This is a genomic window from Sphingomonas sp. TDK1 (genome assembly GCF_001650735.1).
Lineage (GTDB): Bacteria > Pseudomonadota > Alphaproteobacteria > Sphingomonadales > Sphingomonadaceae > Sphingomonas.
Window position 1 is genome coordinate 1 of record NZ_LXVY01000019.1, and the last position, 15,311, is coordinate 15,311.

Consider the following 15,311-nt stretch of genomic DNA (forward strand, 5'->3'; position numbering starts at 1 on the left):
GACAGTGCACGATTTGAAAAAAACCTGTTCCCATGCGCGCCACACCGGCTTCATTGCTTGGTGGCCATAGCGTCTGTGACCCACCCGATCCCATCCCGAACTCGGCCGTGAAACCAGACAGCGCCGATGGTACTATTGCTCAAGCAATGGAAGAGTAGGTCGCCGCCAGGCATTGAAGCCGGTGTCGCACGCACGGAAACAGGAAAAACCCATTCACAGTCGTCCCCCGTTCTGCCTCACACGAGGCATCCAGCTTTGGCGCGGGGTGGAGCAGCCCGGTAGCTCGTCAGGCTCATAACCTGAAGGCCGCAGGTTCAAATCCTGCCCCCGCAACCAAACCCAAACATACCAAACCGCTTCAGGACATCCTGAGGCGGTTTTTTTGTGCCTGTTTCCCGTGGCTTATCCCCGAGTCGCGTCGTCTCATACGGCCCCTTTGGACCCCATCGGACGCCAGGACGTCGATTTGCTTTTGGGGGTATTTTCTGGGGTAGTTGCCGCAACCCCAGCGGAGTACCCCCAGATGGCACTCAAGGAACTCGAAGTCCGCTACGCGACGAAGCGGCAGAAGGATTACAAGCTCGCCGATGGCGAGGGTCTGTACCTGCTCGTTCGGCCCAATGGCTCGAAGCTCTGGCGCATGAAGTACCGCTTCGACGGCAAGGAGAAGCTGCTCTCCTTCGGTCGCTATCCCGATCTCAGCCTTGCAGAGGCGCGCCTCCGCCGCGCCGAGGCCAGGGTGACGCTGGGGCAGGGCAGGGACCCCGGTGCCAACAACAAATCGCCAGCCGGCAAGACCTTCGAACAGGCGGCGCGTGCGTGGCATGAGAACCGCGAGGGCAATCTCGACGACGGCCATGCCAGGCGGCTGATGACGCGGCTCGAGCGCGATGCCTTTCCGGTGATTGGCGATCGGCCGCTTCGGTCTATCACCAGCGCCGACGTGCTGGCGATGGTTCGGACCGTGGAGGCGCGCGGCGCGCTCGACGTCAGCCGGCGGATCAAGCAGCATGTCAGCCAGATCTATCGCTTCGCCATTCCTCAGGGCTGGGCCGATCAGGATCCTGCGGCCTATCTCTCCGACCTGTTGAAGCCTAAGCCGCGGGTGCGGCACATGGCACGGGTGGGGCTGCAGGAGTTGCCGGCACTGGTGCAGGCGATCGACAACTATGACGGCGAGGAGAACCCTCGGCGGCGTGCCGTTACCCGTGCAGCATTGCTGTTCACGCTGCTGACCTGGGCACGTACCAACGAGACGCGGCTTACCCGATGGGACGAGTTCGAGGGGCTCGATGGATCGGAGCCGATTTGGCGCGTGCCAGCGCAGCGGATGAAGATGGAGCGCGAGCACATCGTGCCGCTTTCGCGCCAAGTCGTGTCTCTGCTTGAAGACGTTCGAACCTACGCGGCTGGGATCTATGTCTTTGGAGGCGACAAACTCGGCCAGCCCATTTCGCAGAACACCATGATCTATGGCTGTTATCGCATGGGCTATCGGGGGAGGCAGACCGTCCACGGCTTCCGCGGGCTCGCATCGACTTGGGCGAACGAAGCCGAATGCTATCGCTCTGATTGGATCGAGATGTCGCTTGCCCATGACGATCGTGATGACGTCCGCAGCGCGTATAACAGCGCGCTGTACCTTTCACCCCGCAGGCGCATGCTGCAGGATTGGGCCGATCACGTGTTCTGCTTTTTGAAGCAAGTTAGCGACACGCCCCACCTCAACGATCTCGAACCGGCTCATGCGGTGCTGACATCCACCTGCTGACAAGCTTCGGATCAACGATAGGCTGCCGCAGCCAATAATGCCCAGGGGGGCCGCTCGCGACCAAAGTACGCCGTTCCGACGGGCGAGCGGAAACGACCGCTTCGCCCGGAAGCGGTCGCTCGCGGCGCTGATAGCTCCTGATTCGCGCCCAATTTGCGGACCTGCTGCGTTCGCCTATAACAATAGGTGCTCGGTGTCGTGGAGATCGCAGACGTGCCAGAAACAAAGCCGACAACCAGCAAAGTTCCGGCGGTGACAATCACCTTCTGGGTCATCAAGATACTCGCCACAACGCTTGGCGAGACGGGCGGGGACGCGGTGAGCATGAGCTGGTTGGGCGAGACGACGCCTGACGCTGGCAGCAACGGAGTCAACGGATATCTCGTCGGCACCGCCATTTTCGGCGTGCTACTGGCCGCATTGGCCTTTTTGCAGATCAGGGTGCGGCGGTTCAATCCTTGGCTCTATTGGGCTACCATAATTGCGTCCACCACCGCAGGCACCACGCTCGCGGATTTTGCCACCCGGTCCCTAGGCTTGGGGTATCCCGGCGGCTCGACACTGCTATTCGGGCTGGTGCTCGCATCGCTGTTCAGCTGGTATCGCGCCCTCGGCACGGTCGATGTCAACGCCATCGATAATGCCCGTGCTGAGACGTTTTATTGGGTCACGATCACCTTTTCCCAAACGCTCGGCACGGCGTTAGGGGATTGGGTAGCCGACGGCTCACTCGGTTATTCCGGAGCCGCGATCCTTTTCGGGGCGGCGCTTGGCGTGTTGGCCTTGCTCTATTTCAGCAGCACCGTTTCCCGAGTGATGTTGTTCTGGGCAGCTTTCATCCTTACGCGCCCACTGGGGGCAGTCGTCGGAGATTTCCTCGACAAGCCAGTGGCGAAGGGCGGGTTAGATTTCAGTCGTCCGCTTGCCACGGCCACGCTCTCCATCGCGATCATCCTTTTGATCCTGTTCGTGCCGCAGCGCGCGGGGGCAGGTCACGGCGAGGTCGCCCGCTGATCGCCACGACGGGGGTCCGCCATCCCGGTCTTCGGGCCTGGGCCGCCGTTAAATTCAGCCGTCTGCTGCCGACCTGGTGCGGCCATTCAGGGCACAGCGGCGAAGGTCAGCTCTCCGTCTGTATATCCGCGATCAGGGTCGCTGAGCTTCTCGAGTTCCCGCCGCAACCTGACGATATTGCACAAAAGAAATCTCGTTGCCGTCCGGATCACGAACGTGGAAATCCGTTCCGCCCCAGGCTTGATCGACCAGCTTTCGGGAAATGGTCACGCCCCGGCTTTCACATTCAGCATGAAGCGCTTCTATGTCCGATACCTCGATAGTCGCCAGTATCAGATCCCGTTCCTTCGCGGCCAGTTCGGCGAAATTGGGCTGACCGACGTGGCGCAGATGTAGGCAGGCTACGCCACGCGATACAGACCCGTAAAAGGGCGGGTTACCGTGTAGGAAGTCCGTTGCGAAGCCGAGCTTCTCGCTAAAGAACTGCGCGGTCCGGCGCACATCGCTGACGAGGAGGATGGGAACGACGCCTTTGACGCGTACCTGTCCCGCGCGATCCTGATCAGGCGCCCCACCTCGCCCCAGACCGATCAGGGCAGCCAGCATTTTGCGCAGTGCCAACATGCCCGCTTCGCTGGTGCGCTCCGCGAGAGAGTCATCAACCATCTGGCGCGCCTCTGCTTGCACAAGCGCCGCATCTCGCCCGCGCTTGCTCAGGGAAATGACCAGACGTCGCCGATCCTGCGGGTCCGTCTGGCGTTCCAGATAGCCGCGCGTCACCAGCGTATCGACCAATTGCCCCCCCGCCTGCTTTGACAGGCCCAGATCCTCAATAATGTCCGCGAGGGGGATATCGCGCGTTGCCTGCGCCAGCCCGCCAATCACATAAAGGCCGTTGCGGGGAATGTCGTTATAGCCCTCGACCTCTAACGCCTTACGCATGAACGTGCCGTAAGTTGTACGCGCATGGCGCAACAGAACCGGAATGGACGCAGTCTCGTATGTGGGAGCATCTGTCATGGAACACCATTTAGTCCCGAATCATGATAGTATGATATCAGTACTAAAGACTTAGGGCAATATCGGTGCAGTGCTTGATAGAAGGTTTACGTGGAGGTTCCTAAAGGCTGGACGCTGAAGGACCGATTGGAACAATAGTCGCCGGTCTGCAGGTGGCGCATACGGCAGCAAAGCCCCACTTCGCCCCATTCAGGGCAACCGGCGGCAGCCGACCAACACACGCCATTCCGAGGCGGCAGCGGGAATGTCCGCTCAGGCCGAAACCAGTCGTTGGCGGTGCCTATGGTCTTCCCCGCCATTAGCGCCTGATGTTCGTCGAAAGCATCACTTGTTCTTGCTCGCGAAAGCCGACATGCTCTGGTTTCTCTACCGAATTAGGGCAGACTTATGCTGAAGATGCTCGGTGGTTTCGTACTAACTGCAGCGTTGGCGTGGCCGTCGCTAGTACTTGCGCAAGCGACTACACGACCGTGCAGCGCGATCGAGATTGCGGGTCCGGCCTGCCTGCTCGCTCACAGCCAACTCCCATCCTTGCCGGCCGGTAAGGTATACTGGCACCTCGATCGCTTCTCGTCGAAATCGGACGCAGAACGCGCTGCCATTTCGACCAGCGTTGTTGTGGAGGCATTCAGCTCAGTCTGGCTCTTTACTATCACGAAATCCGGATGGCACGCTCGCGGCGGCAAACACGTGTCGACCGTTGGACCGCTTCCCATTGCGCCAGCAGCTACCTACGCGACGGAGTATATCCGGTCCGTGTTTGAGCCTGGTACGACTGCACCGTTGCATGTGCACTCTGGCCCGGAAGCTTTCTTTGCAGTTGAAGGGGACACTTGCCTCGAAACACCCCAAGGAATCCGAATCGGGCGGGGTACTGGCAACCAGATGATGATCGAGGCTGGGCCGCCAATGCTGCTGATGGCGATCGGGAGAATTCCTCGGAAGGGCTTCGCGCTAATCTTACATGACGCAAGCCAGCCTCCCACGACACTGACGCAGGCGTGGAAGCCACGGGGGCTTTGCGCGAGGCAACTCTCTGCTGATCAGGGTCGTTAGCCGCTGTTCCACTCCCCTTCCACGGCCGTTCAGCGCAACTTTTCCCAAAAGCCGAGAGTCTGCTCTCGACCAGAATGGGACGTTCGCGGGTTGAGCTAACAACGGCAGCTTCTGCCAAGACCTGCCTTTCGCCCGACGTGAACACGCTTGGCAGCTGCGCGCCCCAATAGCGGTCGCTGCGTGGTGGAACCATAGTTCTCGAAAGCCGCCGTAGGTCGAAGTGGGATCCTGGTCGCTGACTTAATCCGAAGATGATGAGCAAAAGTCTTTCTAGACGTACAGCGTTTATAGTCGGCCATTCAAACTCTCGTCGATCCACACCCAATGCTCGGAAAAGTCGGACAAAAAGGGATAAAGGAATCTGATTCGATCCAGTAGGCCGTATTTACATGCGTCTCCCACTAGTGCAGCCTCGCGACCCTGAGGGGGAATTGATCATGACGGATTTCGCGAACATCGCACGATGGGCGAGCCATAGAAGCGCGTTACCGCCCGTCACCCCCACGCTCATCATTGACGCGGTCCCCCTTGATCCAGATCGGGATCTACCGGCAATTGGGGCGGCGGAGCCGCAGCCCATCTCAGCCTTCGTCTGTATAATCGAATACGAGGGTAACACGCGCCTTATCACCTGCCGACGCTTCGATAGAATCGGAGAGGCGGTCTATGTGGGCGCCATATGCCACTCAGCGCGCGCGTACCGTCAGTTCAGGTCCGACAGAGTGAGCGCTGTATATGATGCGGCCACCGGCGAAGTATTGGGTGATGGCAGCTACTTCGAACGCTTCTCGGTCGACTCGCAGCGCGAGCGCGCCGCGACTTGGAACCTCTCGCCTGCACGGAAGGCGACGCTGGTTGCAGGGCTGAACGTGCTTGCCTTCATGGCCCGCTGCGACGGCTACTGGCATCCCTTGGAAGCCGACGTGGTGGAAGGATTCATATGCTCCATGTGGCTGCGCAAGGAGTGGGAAGGCGAGCCGCCGTTGGCTGATATCGTTGCGCACGCACAGCGCCTGTCGCCCGATGCCAACACCTTCTTCCACGCGCTGCGGCACTATGCGGGGAGCCGCACGTCGACGCGGATCTTATGCGGAGCTGTGTCGGATCTGATCACGGCCGACGGTGTCATTTGCTCGAGCGAGGCGCGTTGGGGCGCAGAGATCGATGCGTTCCTCAGAGACTACAGAGAGGACGAGTTCGAACGATATTTCGGCTCGGCTGGAGGATCCCATCCGGTGGCTTCGGTGCCTCCCGCCGGCGGAGGTACGGTGCTCCCAGAGAAATAACATGGGCAAGTTACAAGATTGGGTCGCGGGGCAGGATACGTGGGTAGGCGACGCTCTACGACGCGCTGCGTTGGCGGGCAGCGCAACGGCGTCTGATGCAGATGCGGTGGCGGCAAGGGTTCAGGCCGCCAACGGTATTGCGGCTGCCGGCGCGCCCGAGTGCATCGCATTTGACGAGCAATGCCTCGCGCCCAGCAGGGCCGCAGCGGATGTAGAGTTACTTTGCTCGATCGGTCCGGTCAATCACGTTGACCGCTTGGCCGACGGCCAGGAACTCAAGTTTGCGCTCGACGGGCTCACGATCATCTTCGGTGAGAATGGCTCAGGTAAGAGCGGCTACGCGCGTGCTGCACGCCGGCTTTGTACGTCTCGCGTTCCAATCACGCTGCAGGGCAATGTCTTTGCGGAAACGGAAGCGCCCCCGACGATTACATTCAAGGTCAGGGCCGGGAATGCCGAACCTGTCCCGCATCAATGGGCTGAGGGATCGGCGCTGCCCGATTGCTGCCGCCAGATGAGCTTCCTCGATACTGCCAATGCGCGGACCTATGTCGAGGACAAGACTGAGATCTTGTTTCTTCCGCCCGAAGTTCGATGTCTCACGACTCTCGGCCAACTCTATGTGCTTGCGGCCGAGCGCTGCCAAGCGGCGGCTGACTTGCTTTCGGCTACCCATGGGTCCGCGATCGGCGTCCAGTTCGCCTCCAGCACCAGCGCAGGAGCACTAGTGGCCTTGCTGACAACCGTCACGCCTTTGGCGAAACTACCGTCGGCAGAGCAACTTCAGGCTGCCGCCACGTGGGACGATACGGCTGCCGCCCAGCTCTCTGAGATTCGGATCCAGCTCGCCGAAGGACCCGCCGGCCAAGCACGAACCCTGCGGCGATTAGGGGACACTGCCAAAGCGGTCACCGACAAGGCCCTCGCCGCGATCGTCGCGTTGGGCAAGCCGCAGCTCGATCGTGATGCCGAGCTGCTGGGAGCTCTAGCTCAAGCTCGTGCGGCTGCAGAAGCCTTTGCCGCAGCGCAAACGGGGCGTTTCCCCATCGTCGCCACCGGCAGCGACACTTGGCGTCAGTTGTTCATGATCGCACGAAAGTTCGCCGCAGAAGCCGACCTTGTGCCCGAGGATGGCGCGTTTTCTGTCGGCGACCCCTGTATGCTGTGCCAACGTCCGCTCGACGAAGCCGCAAGCGACCGGATGAACGCGTTTGACGCGTTCGTGGCAGGTGAGGTGGCTGCCGCTGTCTCGACGGCGGAAGCCGAGATCGATGCCAGAATCGAGCTGCTGCGGGCTCTCGATCTGGACAGCGCAGACCAGATCCTGCTGGCGCTTGCCGAGCATCGCGCTCGGGAGGAGCCGGTTCGCATTGCTGTCGAAAACGCTGCGCATGAATCGCAGGAGCTTCGTGTCCGCCGCGACTATATGATTGCACATCTTGAAGGTGGCGCCGTCGTTGACGGCCTACCGGCGATCGGTTCGATAGTGCAGTTGTCGCGGATAGCGGATGATATGGTCGTGCGCGCCGATGCACTTGCGCAAGGCGGCAGCGCTGACTCTGCAGCCATCGCGGCGGAACTGGAGCTTCGCGATCGTGAAACCCTCGCCAGCTGCATCGACCTGATGACCGCGCGACGTGACGGACTTGCCGACCGCCAGCGCTATCTCGCCTGCGTCGCGGCGCTGGGAACCCGACCAATCTCCCTGCTCGCCTCGTCAGTTCGCGGCGAACTAGTGACGCCCGAATTGCGTCAACGGATCGAACGCGAGATCGCCGCGCTGGGGATCGATCATATCCCCTTGCGCTTCACCGAACAGAGCGCATCGGGCAAGAGCTTCTTCGAAATGGCGCTTGCGAGTGCGGGCAAGGCGAAAAAGGCGACGGTGCTTAGTGAGGGCGAGCAGCGCGCCCTGGCGATCGCCTGCTTTCTTGCAGATGCTCATGTCAGCGCGAGCAGGGGCGCGATCATTGTCGATGATCCTGTAACTAGCCTCGACCATCAGCGAATTCGCCGCGTGGCCAATCGGTTCGCGGCGGAAGCCGCACGGGGGCGGCAGGTAATCATCTTCACTCATAATCTACTTTTCTATCAGGAGGTTTTGCGAGCTTGCGCTGATCGAGATCCGCAGGTCAGTGCGCTTCCCTGCCTTGTCCAGCAATCGCAGGAGGGCTTCGGCTTTGTATCAGTTGACGACCAGCCTTGGATTGCCAAGAAGGTCAAGGAGCGCGAACGTGTACTCGATGCTCAGGTCACGGCCATTCCTGATGATTTGGCGGTCGACAGCGAGAAGATGCGTCTCCTCGCGAAACAATTTTATACCGATTTGCGCGAGACTTGGGAGCGCGCGGTTGAGGAAGTGGTGCTCGGCGGGGTTGTCGAGCGCTTCGGCACCGACGTTAAGACCCAGAGTCTAAAGCTCGTCGATATCGATGATCAGGATTACCGCACGATTTTCTTTGCGATGAAGCGAGCGTCGGAACGCTCCGGGCACGACCAGGCCGCAGCCAAGCAGATCGATCCGCCGGACAAGAAACAGATGGAGGCGGACCTCCTTGAGCTACGCGGTTTCATCGCGACTCATCGAAAGAAGGCGCGGTCGGCGGAGGAGCGACGCAAGGAGCTAGAGCAAGCACCTAAGGCAGCGGTTGCGTAGTACCGAATTTTTCGATTTGACAGCTTCCAGCCCGCCGCAGGCTCAGCATTCATCCGTCGAACTTTCACTCGGCTAGTCTGCTTTAACCGGTGGTAATTCTGAAAGCGCACAGACCATTGACGGCTCGTGCCATGCGTAGGATTATGAGTTTCTCTCGCCGGCTACCCCTTATCCGGCGAAGTGCGCGGTGGTCACTCAGCCTTTGACCATCGTAACCGGGGCTGCCTCATCGCCGTACCCGCCATTGCCAATAAGGATGGAATTCGACTCGACATACCACTTCTGACGCGGAATCATCGACTTCGGGCGATCTGCAGGGGGTTGGGGTGGCGACGAATCCGATTGACGAACAGACGGGTGAGATCCCGTCAGTGTTCCAGAGCAATCTGCCGCTACGAGAGAAGCTCGACAGGGCGCGCACCGAGCTACTGGATCTGTCCGCCAGGAATCGGCTTCTCAACATGCCGCGCTCGTCGAAGAGTGTCCGCGCCCTCGAGGTGATCGACGAGATCAGCGCGGAGGTGTTCCGGCTGCTGGTGCGGGAAAACCGACCCTTCACTTTCGTTGCCGGCAAGTCGGCGGGCGAGGAACAGGCTGCGGACGGGGAACAGGAGGAGGTCGACGAAATCGTCGACCTCGCGCAGCCAGAGGACGACGAGGTCGATGAGCGCGGCGTCCATGTCCGACACTCCGACACGCGGCTGCAGACCCGGCTGACGCCGAAGGGACTGCAGAAGCGCCTGCTCGACCTTTTCTTCGACGCACGCACTCTGGAGGAGGAGCAGGGCGTCAACATCCTCTATCTGACGCTTGGCGCGCTCAAGTGGATCGATCCTCAGAACGCGGCCAACATCCGCTACGCTCCCCTCGTACTTGTCCCTGTGTCGCTGGAACGCGGAAACGCCGGCGAGAAGTTCAAGCTGCGCGCGCGTCAGGAGGAATACGCCTCCAATCTGTCTCTCGAAGCCTTCCTTGAGAAGGTGCACGGCATCCGGCTGCCGGGGTTCGAAGCGAGCGACGCCTTCGATATCACATCTTACTTCGACGAGGTCGCGGAAGCGATCTCCGCGAAGCCGGGTTGGGAGGTGATCAGCGACAACATTGTCCTCGGTTTCTTCTCCTTCGCCAAGTTTCTCATGTATCGCGACCTAGACCCGGATGTCTGGCCGGAGGGTCGCAGGATTGTAGACCGCGATCTGATCAGGGGCCTCATCTCGGACGGGTTCGAGGGATCCGACGCGATGATTCCCGAAGACTCGAACATCGACCCGTTCATCCCGCCCAGCGAAATGCTCCATATCGTGGATAGCGACAGCTCGCAGGCGCTGGCGGTGCACGAGGTCCGGCGGGGCAGGAACCTCGTCATCCAGGGTCCGCCCGGAACCGGCAAGAGCCAGACCATCGCCAATGTGATCGCCTCGGCCGTGGCGGACGGCAAGACGGTCTTGTTCGTCGCCGAGAAGATGGCGGCGCTGGAGGTGGTCAAGCGGCGCCTCGACGCGACCGGCGTCGGCGACGCCTGTCTCGAGCTCCACAGCAACAAGGCGAACAAGCGCGCCCTTCTGGAGGAGCTGCGCCGGACGTGGGAACTGGGCGCTCCACGCGGCCAGGCTCCGGGGACGCTGAACGCGAGGCTCACCGAGACGCGCGATCGTCTCAACGCACATGTCCAGCGAATGCACGCGGCCCACGGCACCTCCGGTTTGACGCCGTTCCAAGTCGTCGGTCAGCTGAGCCGTCTGCGGCTCGACGGCGAGAAGCCTTCCGACTTGGAGCTTGAAGGCGCCGCAGATTGGACTGCCGGCGATTTCGCAGAGCGCCATTCCCTGCTGGCGGATCTTGCCGAGAGGGTTGTCACGCTGGGACGACCGGACGAACACCCCTGGCTGGGCGTCGGCCTTTCATCCATCCTGCCGACCGACGTCGAGCGACTCATGGTGCGGCTGTCGGACCTTGTAGCGAGGATCGGCGCATACGATGCCGCGCAGGGGGATCTTGCTGCCAAGATTGAGACCGATAGGCCCGCAACGCTCGCCGGCCTGTCGTCGCTCACCAACCTGGCAGCGCGAATTGATGCGGCTCCGGCGATAGCGGCCGACGCCCTGTCCGCCGCCGTCTGGGAGGTGGATGCGGCCCGCATCGGCAACCTGCTCACGGTCGGCGCCCGGCATGCAGACCTGAAGCTCGAGCTCGAGCCGGCGGTTTACGATGCGGCGTGGGCCGCCGACCTCGACGAGACCATCACCGCGCTGTCGCTGCTCCCGGCTTCCTGGTCGCTAGAGGCGTTCGACCGGATGGCAGCATCCGCAGCCGACCTGCCGCGTCTGATCGCGGACAGCGCGGCGCTCGCCCGCGCGCTCGGCCGCGATGCGCCCATCACGCTCGCCGGTGCCGGGATGCTCGCGCGCGTGGGTGAACGGGTCGCGGCGGCCCCCGACGCCAGCCCCGAAGCCTTCGCCGCGGATCTGTGGGACAACGGCGTCGAACGCGCTGCGGATCTCGCCCAGGCGGTCGCCCTCCTCGAACGTTCGCGGGTGGAGATCGACGGGCGGCTATCCGATGCCGCGTGGTCCCTCGACCTCGCCGAAGCGCGTGCCGTCCTGGCCTCGCATGGAAGCGGCCTCTTCAGATTTCTCAGCGGCGAGTGGCGGCGCCGTAACCGCTTGGTGAGGTCCGTACTGACGCGGTCCGACATTCCGCTGGACGATGTCCTGTCGCTTCTGGATTCGCTCGCAGCGGGGCAGAAGGCCATGCGAGCAATCGACGCCGACGAGGAATTCGGCCGGAGCGCGTTTGGCGCTGATTGGCGCGGCGAGCGCTCCGCCTCGGCTCCGCTGCTGGCGCTGGTCGAGTGGATGCGCTCGCTACGGGGACTCGGTGCCGAACCACGGCTGATCGCAGCGAAGCATCCGGAGAAGCCCGAGGTCGCGAACCGCGCGGCCCGCGTCGCCCAACTCGAGGCAGGCCTTTCCGCTACCATATCGCGGCTGTGGGACGATCTGGCAGATGTCCGTGAGCTTGCCTTCGGCGATGCTGACGACGCCAGACGAGCAGACCTCGCCGCAGTTCTCGCGTTCGCTGACCGGATCGCAACAGCTCGCCGGGTGTCCGCAAGCCTGCTGAAGGCTGAGCCGGGCGGGATCGAGGCGCGTATTCGTGTGCTGCAGACGGCCGTCGCTGGGCAGCGGGCTGCCGCCTCGATCGAAGAAGGCGAGGCGATTGGCCGCTCCGCTTTCGGCGAGCTCTGGAGCGGGCAGGCGTCGGACTGGACGTGCCTGCGCGAGGTCGCCGACTGGGTCGGGCGGAATGGCGACATCCGCCTGCTCGTCGGCCGGATCGAAGACCGGGGCGAACCGCTGCGTAGGGTGCGCCAACTTGATGAGGAGCGTGCTACTCTGTCCTCTAACCTGTCCGCCCTCTTCGACCTGCTGCAGCTGGATCGCCAGCTGGCGCTCGGTTCGGCCGACCCCGAGGCGACCGAAATCTCGGCCCTGCAGGCCAAGCTCACCCTGTGGACGGCATCCGACGAGAAGCTGTTCCAGTGGGTCGCCTATCGCGACCGAGCCGGACGAGCCGCTGCGCTGGGGTGCGGTGACGTAGTGCGGCGGCTCGCCGACGGGCGCTTGGCGCCGGACGCTGCGATTGGCGCTTACGAGATGGCCTATTACGAGGCGGTCTATGCCGATCAGGTACAGTCCGATCCCGAGCTCGGCACGTTCGACGGGACGGCGCATGGTCGTCTTGCGCGCGAGTTCGCCGACATGGATCGCCAGCGCATCGCCGCCGCGAGCTACGAGGTAGTGAAGGCGCACCATCAGGCAGTGCCGCCGCGCGACGGCGGCTCGGTCGGGCCGCTCGGCGTTCTGCGCGCCGAGATCGCGCGCAGGCGCGGACACATGCCGATCCGCAAGCTCATGGAGCGGGCTGCTCCTGCGGTGCAGGCGCTGAAGCCTGTCTTCATGATGAGCCCGCTCTCGGTCGCCCAGTTCCTTGCGCCGGGAATCTTCGACTTCGACCTTCTCGTCATGGACGAGGCGAGCCAAATCCAGCCGGTCGACGCACTGGGTGCAGTGGCGCGGGCCAAGCAGGTCGTCGTGGTGGGCGACCCCAAGCAGCTGCCGCCCACGGCCTTCTTCTCGAAGATGACCGGCGCGGCAAACGACGAGGACGACGATGCCGGCAGCAGGGTCGCCGACATCGAAAGCGTGCTCGGCCTATTCACCGCTCGCGGCTTGCCGACGCGAATGCTGCGCTGGCACTACCGCAGCAAGCACCAGTCCCTGATCGCCGTCAGCAATCGCCAATTCTACGAGAACAAGCTGTTCATCGTGCCGAGCCCCTACACGGCGGAGGCCGGCATGGGTCTGCGCTTCCACCACATTCCGCAGGGCATCTGGGACGCCGGCGGCACGCGGACCAACGCGGTCGAGGCCAAGATGGTGGCGCAGGCGATCGTCGCGCATGCGCGCGAGCACCCGCACCTCTCGCTCGGCGTCGCGACTTTCTCGACCTCACAGCGTAGAGCAATCCTCGACCAGCTCGAAGTGCTGCGTCGGTCCCTGTCGCCGGAGGTTGAGAACTTCTTCCAGTCGCACCCTTCCGAACCGTTCTTCGTCAAGAACCTCGAAAACGTGCAGGGCGACGAGCGCGACGTGATCTTCATCTCGGTCGGCTATGGACCGACGGTTCCCGGCGGTCGCGTGCCCATGCGCTTCGGCCCGCTCGGGACCGAGGGGGGCGAGCGTCGCCTCAACGTGCTCATCAGCCGCGCGAAGCAGCGCTGCGAGGTCTTCTCCTCGATGACGGACGAGGACATCGAGCCCGACTTCGCGCAGACCCGCAAGGGGGTGTTCGCCTTCAGGCTCTTCATGCACTTCGCGCGCACCGGGCAGATGACGATGGCCGAGAGCACCGGCCGGGATCACGACAGCGTCTTCGAGGAACAGGTCGCCAAGGCGCTGCAGGCTCGTGGCTATCAGGTGAGCCGGCAGGTCGGACTGGCAGGCTTCTTCATAGACCTGGCCGTGGCGGACACGGACCGGCCGGGCCGATATCTGCTCGGCATCGAATGCGACGGCGCCTCCTACCACGGAGCACGGTCCGCCCGCGACCGCGATCGGCTCAGGCAGTCGGTGCTGGAGAGCCACGGCTGGAACATCCATCGAATCTGGAGCACGGACTGGTTTCAGCGGCCGAACGAGCAGTTGGACCTCGTCATCGCGCGGATCGAAAGCGCTAAGGCGGAATACGACGCTCAGGCCGAAGGACGGCGCTCGACCCGTGCGGTCCCGATCGAGATCGTATCGGTAGAGCGCGAGGGGCTCACGGAGATCGGCCTGGTCGCCAACGACGATCAGCCGGAGGTCTCCTTCTATCAGGAGGCGGCGCTTACGATACCCGCCCACGTGACCACCGAACTCCACAGCACGCCGCGCGGCATCCTGTCGTCGCTGGCCGAAGAAGTCGTGGCCGTCGAAGGCCCGATCCACATCGACGAGATCGTGAACAGGATCCGGGAGGCTTGGGGCCTGAAGAGGGCGGGCGGTCGCATCCAGGAGGCGATCGAACGGGCGGTCGAGGTCTCGGTTAAGGTCGGTCGATTGTCGGAGGACGGCGACTTCGTCTCGATTCCGGGCAGCAAGCCGAAGGTCCGGGATCGCGGTGCCGTCCGGTCGGCGACGCTGCGCAAACCGGACATGTTGCCGCCGGCCGAGATCGAAGCCGCCGTGATGGACGTCGTTCGCGCGAATTTCGGAGCGACCGAGGAGCAGGTCAGCACCGTCGTCTGCCGCACCTTCGGCTTCAAATCGACCAGCGCGCAACTGCGCAAGATCGTCGCGGACGTCTGGATCAAGGCGATCGCCAAGGACTGGCTGGCACGACGCGACGGCCTGCTTGTCCTGGGTGCCGCGGCGCCGGTCGCCGAGCCGCCGCGGTCCGCATCGCCGATCCAGACGCTGATCGCCGAAGGAGAACACGAACGGCTCGAATTCAAGGAGACGATCCGCTGGGACGTTCGGCTGGGAGGTGAGAATAGGAAGCTCGAGGACATCGTGCTGAAAACGCTCGCCGGCTTCGCCAACCGGGTGGGCGGCACGCTTTTGATTGGCGTCTCGGACGAAGGCGAGGCAAACGGCCTCGAGCGCGACTTCTCATGCCTCGGCGGAAATCGTGACAAGTTCGAGCTCCACCTCACAAACCTCTTCGCCAAGCACTTCGGACAGGCCTGCCGGGCCTCGAAAATCAGGATCACCTTTCCTGAAGTCGACGGGATGGCCCTATGTCGCGTTGACATGGACGCGTCGGCGCAACCGGTGTTCATCAACGTGGCAGACCGTTCTGGTAGCGTGGCCGAGCGCTTTTATGTTCGATCGGGAAACTCCACCCAGGAACTGAAGCTCAGCGAGGCGACAGGCTATATCCGCGACCATTTTCGGACTGCTTGAAATTTTCGTTGCGAAACTGGTCCGCGCGAACACGGCGACCGCGCGGTTTCAGTCGACCGCAT

General features: G+C 62.7%; 6 protein-coding genes, 1 tRNA gene and 1 rRNA gene. 7 read left to right on the forward strand and 1 reads right to left on the reverse strand.

The window, feature by feature from the left end; genetic code table 11:
• Positions 1–56: 56 nt before the first annotated feature.
• The 4 genes from rrf (at position 57) to A7X12_RS11550 (ending at position 2,785) form a co-directional block, all read left to right on the forward strand.
• A 5S ribosomal RNA gene (rrf, locus tag A7X12_RS11535) occupies positions 57–171 on the forward strand.
• An 88-nt stretch (positions 172–259) separates the two neighbouring features.
• A tRNA-Met gene (locus tag A7X12_RS11540) sits at positions 260–336 on the forward strand.
• Between the two features lie 187 nt (positions 337–523).
• Entirely contained in the window at positions 524–1,771 is a 1,248-nt protein-coding gene (locus A7X12_RS11545) for a tyrosine-type recombinase/integrase (RefSeq protein WP_064311785.1), read from the forward strand.
• Between the two features lie 198 nt (positions 1,772–1,969).
• Positions 1,970–2,785, forward strand: coding sequence for a COG4705 family protein (locus A7X12_RS11550; protein WP_232318479.1), 816 nt, complete (start codon positions 1,970–1,972; stop codon positions 2,783–2,785).
• Between the two features lie 132 nt (positions 2,786–2,917).
• Here A7X12_RS11550 and A7X12_RS25105 read toward each other — a convergent pair whose 3' ends face one another.
• On the reverse strand, positions 2,918–3,727 hold the full coding sequence (locus tag A7X12_RS25105; protein ID WP_198162012.1) for a glyoxalase superfamily protein: 810 nt from the start codon (positions 3,725–3,727) through the stop codon (positions 2,918–2,920).
• A gap of 1,571 nt (positions 3,728–5,298) precedes the next feature.
• Between A7X12_RS25105 and A7X12_RS25940 the strand changes: the two genes are divergently transcribed.
• From A7X12_RS25940 to A7X12_RS11570, 3 genes are all read left to right on the forward strand, one after another.
• The gene (locus A7X12_RS25940; protein ID WP_198162013.1) at positions 5,299–6,147 is read left to right on the forward strand and encodes a hypothetical protein; all 849 of its coding nucleotides are present in this window, start codon (positions 5,299–5,301) and stop codon (positions 6,145–6,147) included.
• Between the two features lies 1 nt (position 6,148).
• A complete protein-coding gene (locus A7X12_RS11565) occupies positions 6,149–8,803 on the forward strand; it encodes an AAA family ATPase (protein ID WP_064311787.1) in 2,655 nt (884 codons plus the stop codon).
• Between the two features lie 326 nt (positions 8,804–9,129).
• On the forward strand, positions 9,130–15,249 hold the full coding sequence (locus A7X12_RS11570) for a DUF3320 domain-containing protein (protein ID WP_064311788.1): 6,120 nt from the start codon (positions 9,130–9,132) through the stop codon (positions 15,247–15,249).
• Positions 15,250–15,311: the final 62 nt, after the last annotated feature.

Coding starts and splice junctions, on each gene's coding strand:
- A7X12_RS25105 (WP_198162012.1), bottom strand. CDS start 3,727: ATGCGTAAGGCGTTAGAGGTCGAGGGCTATAACGACATTCCCCGCAAC.
- A7X12_RS11545 (WP_064311785.1), top strand. CDS start 524: ATGGCACTCAAGGAACTCGAAGTCCGCTACGCGACGAAGCGGCAGAAG.
- A7X12_RS11565 (WP_064311787.1), top strand. CDS start 6,149: ATGGGCAAGTTACAAGATTGGGTCGCGGGGCAGGATACGTGGGTAGGC.
- A7X12_RS25940 (WP_198162013.1), top strand. CDS start 5,299: ATGACGGATTTCGCGAACATCGCACGATGGGCGAGCCATAGAAGCGCG.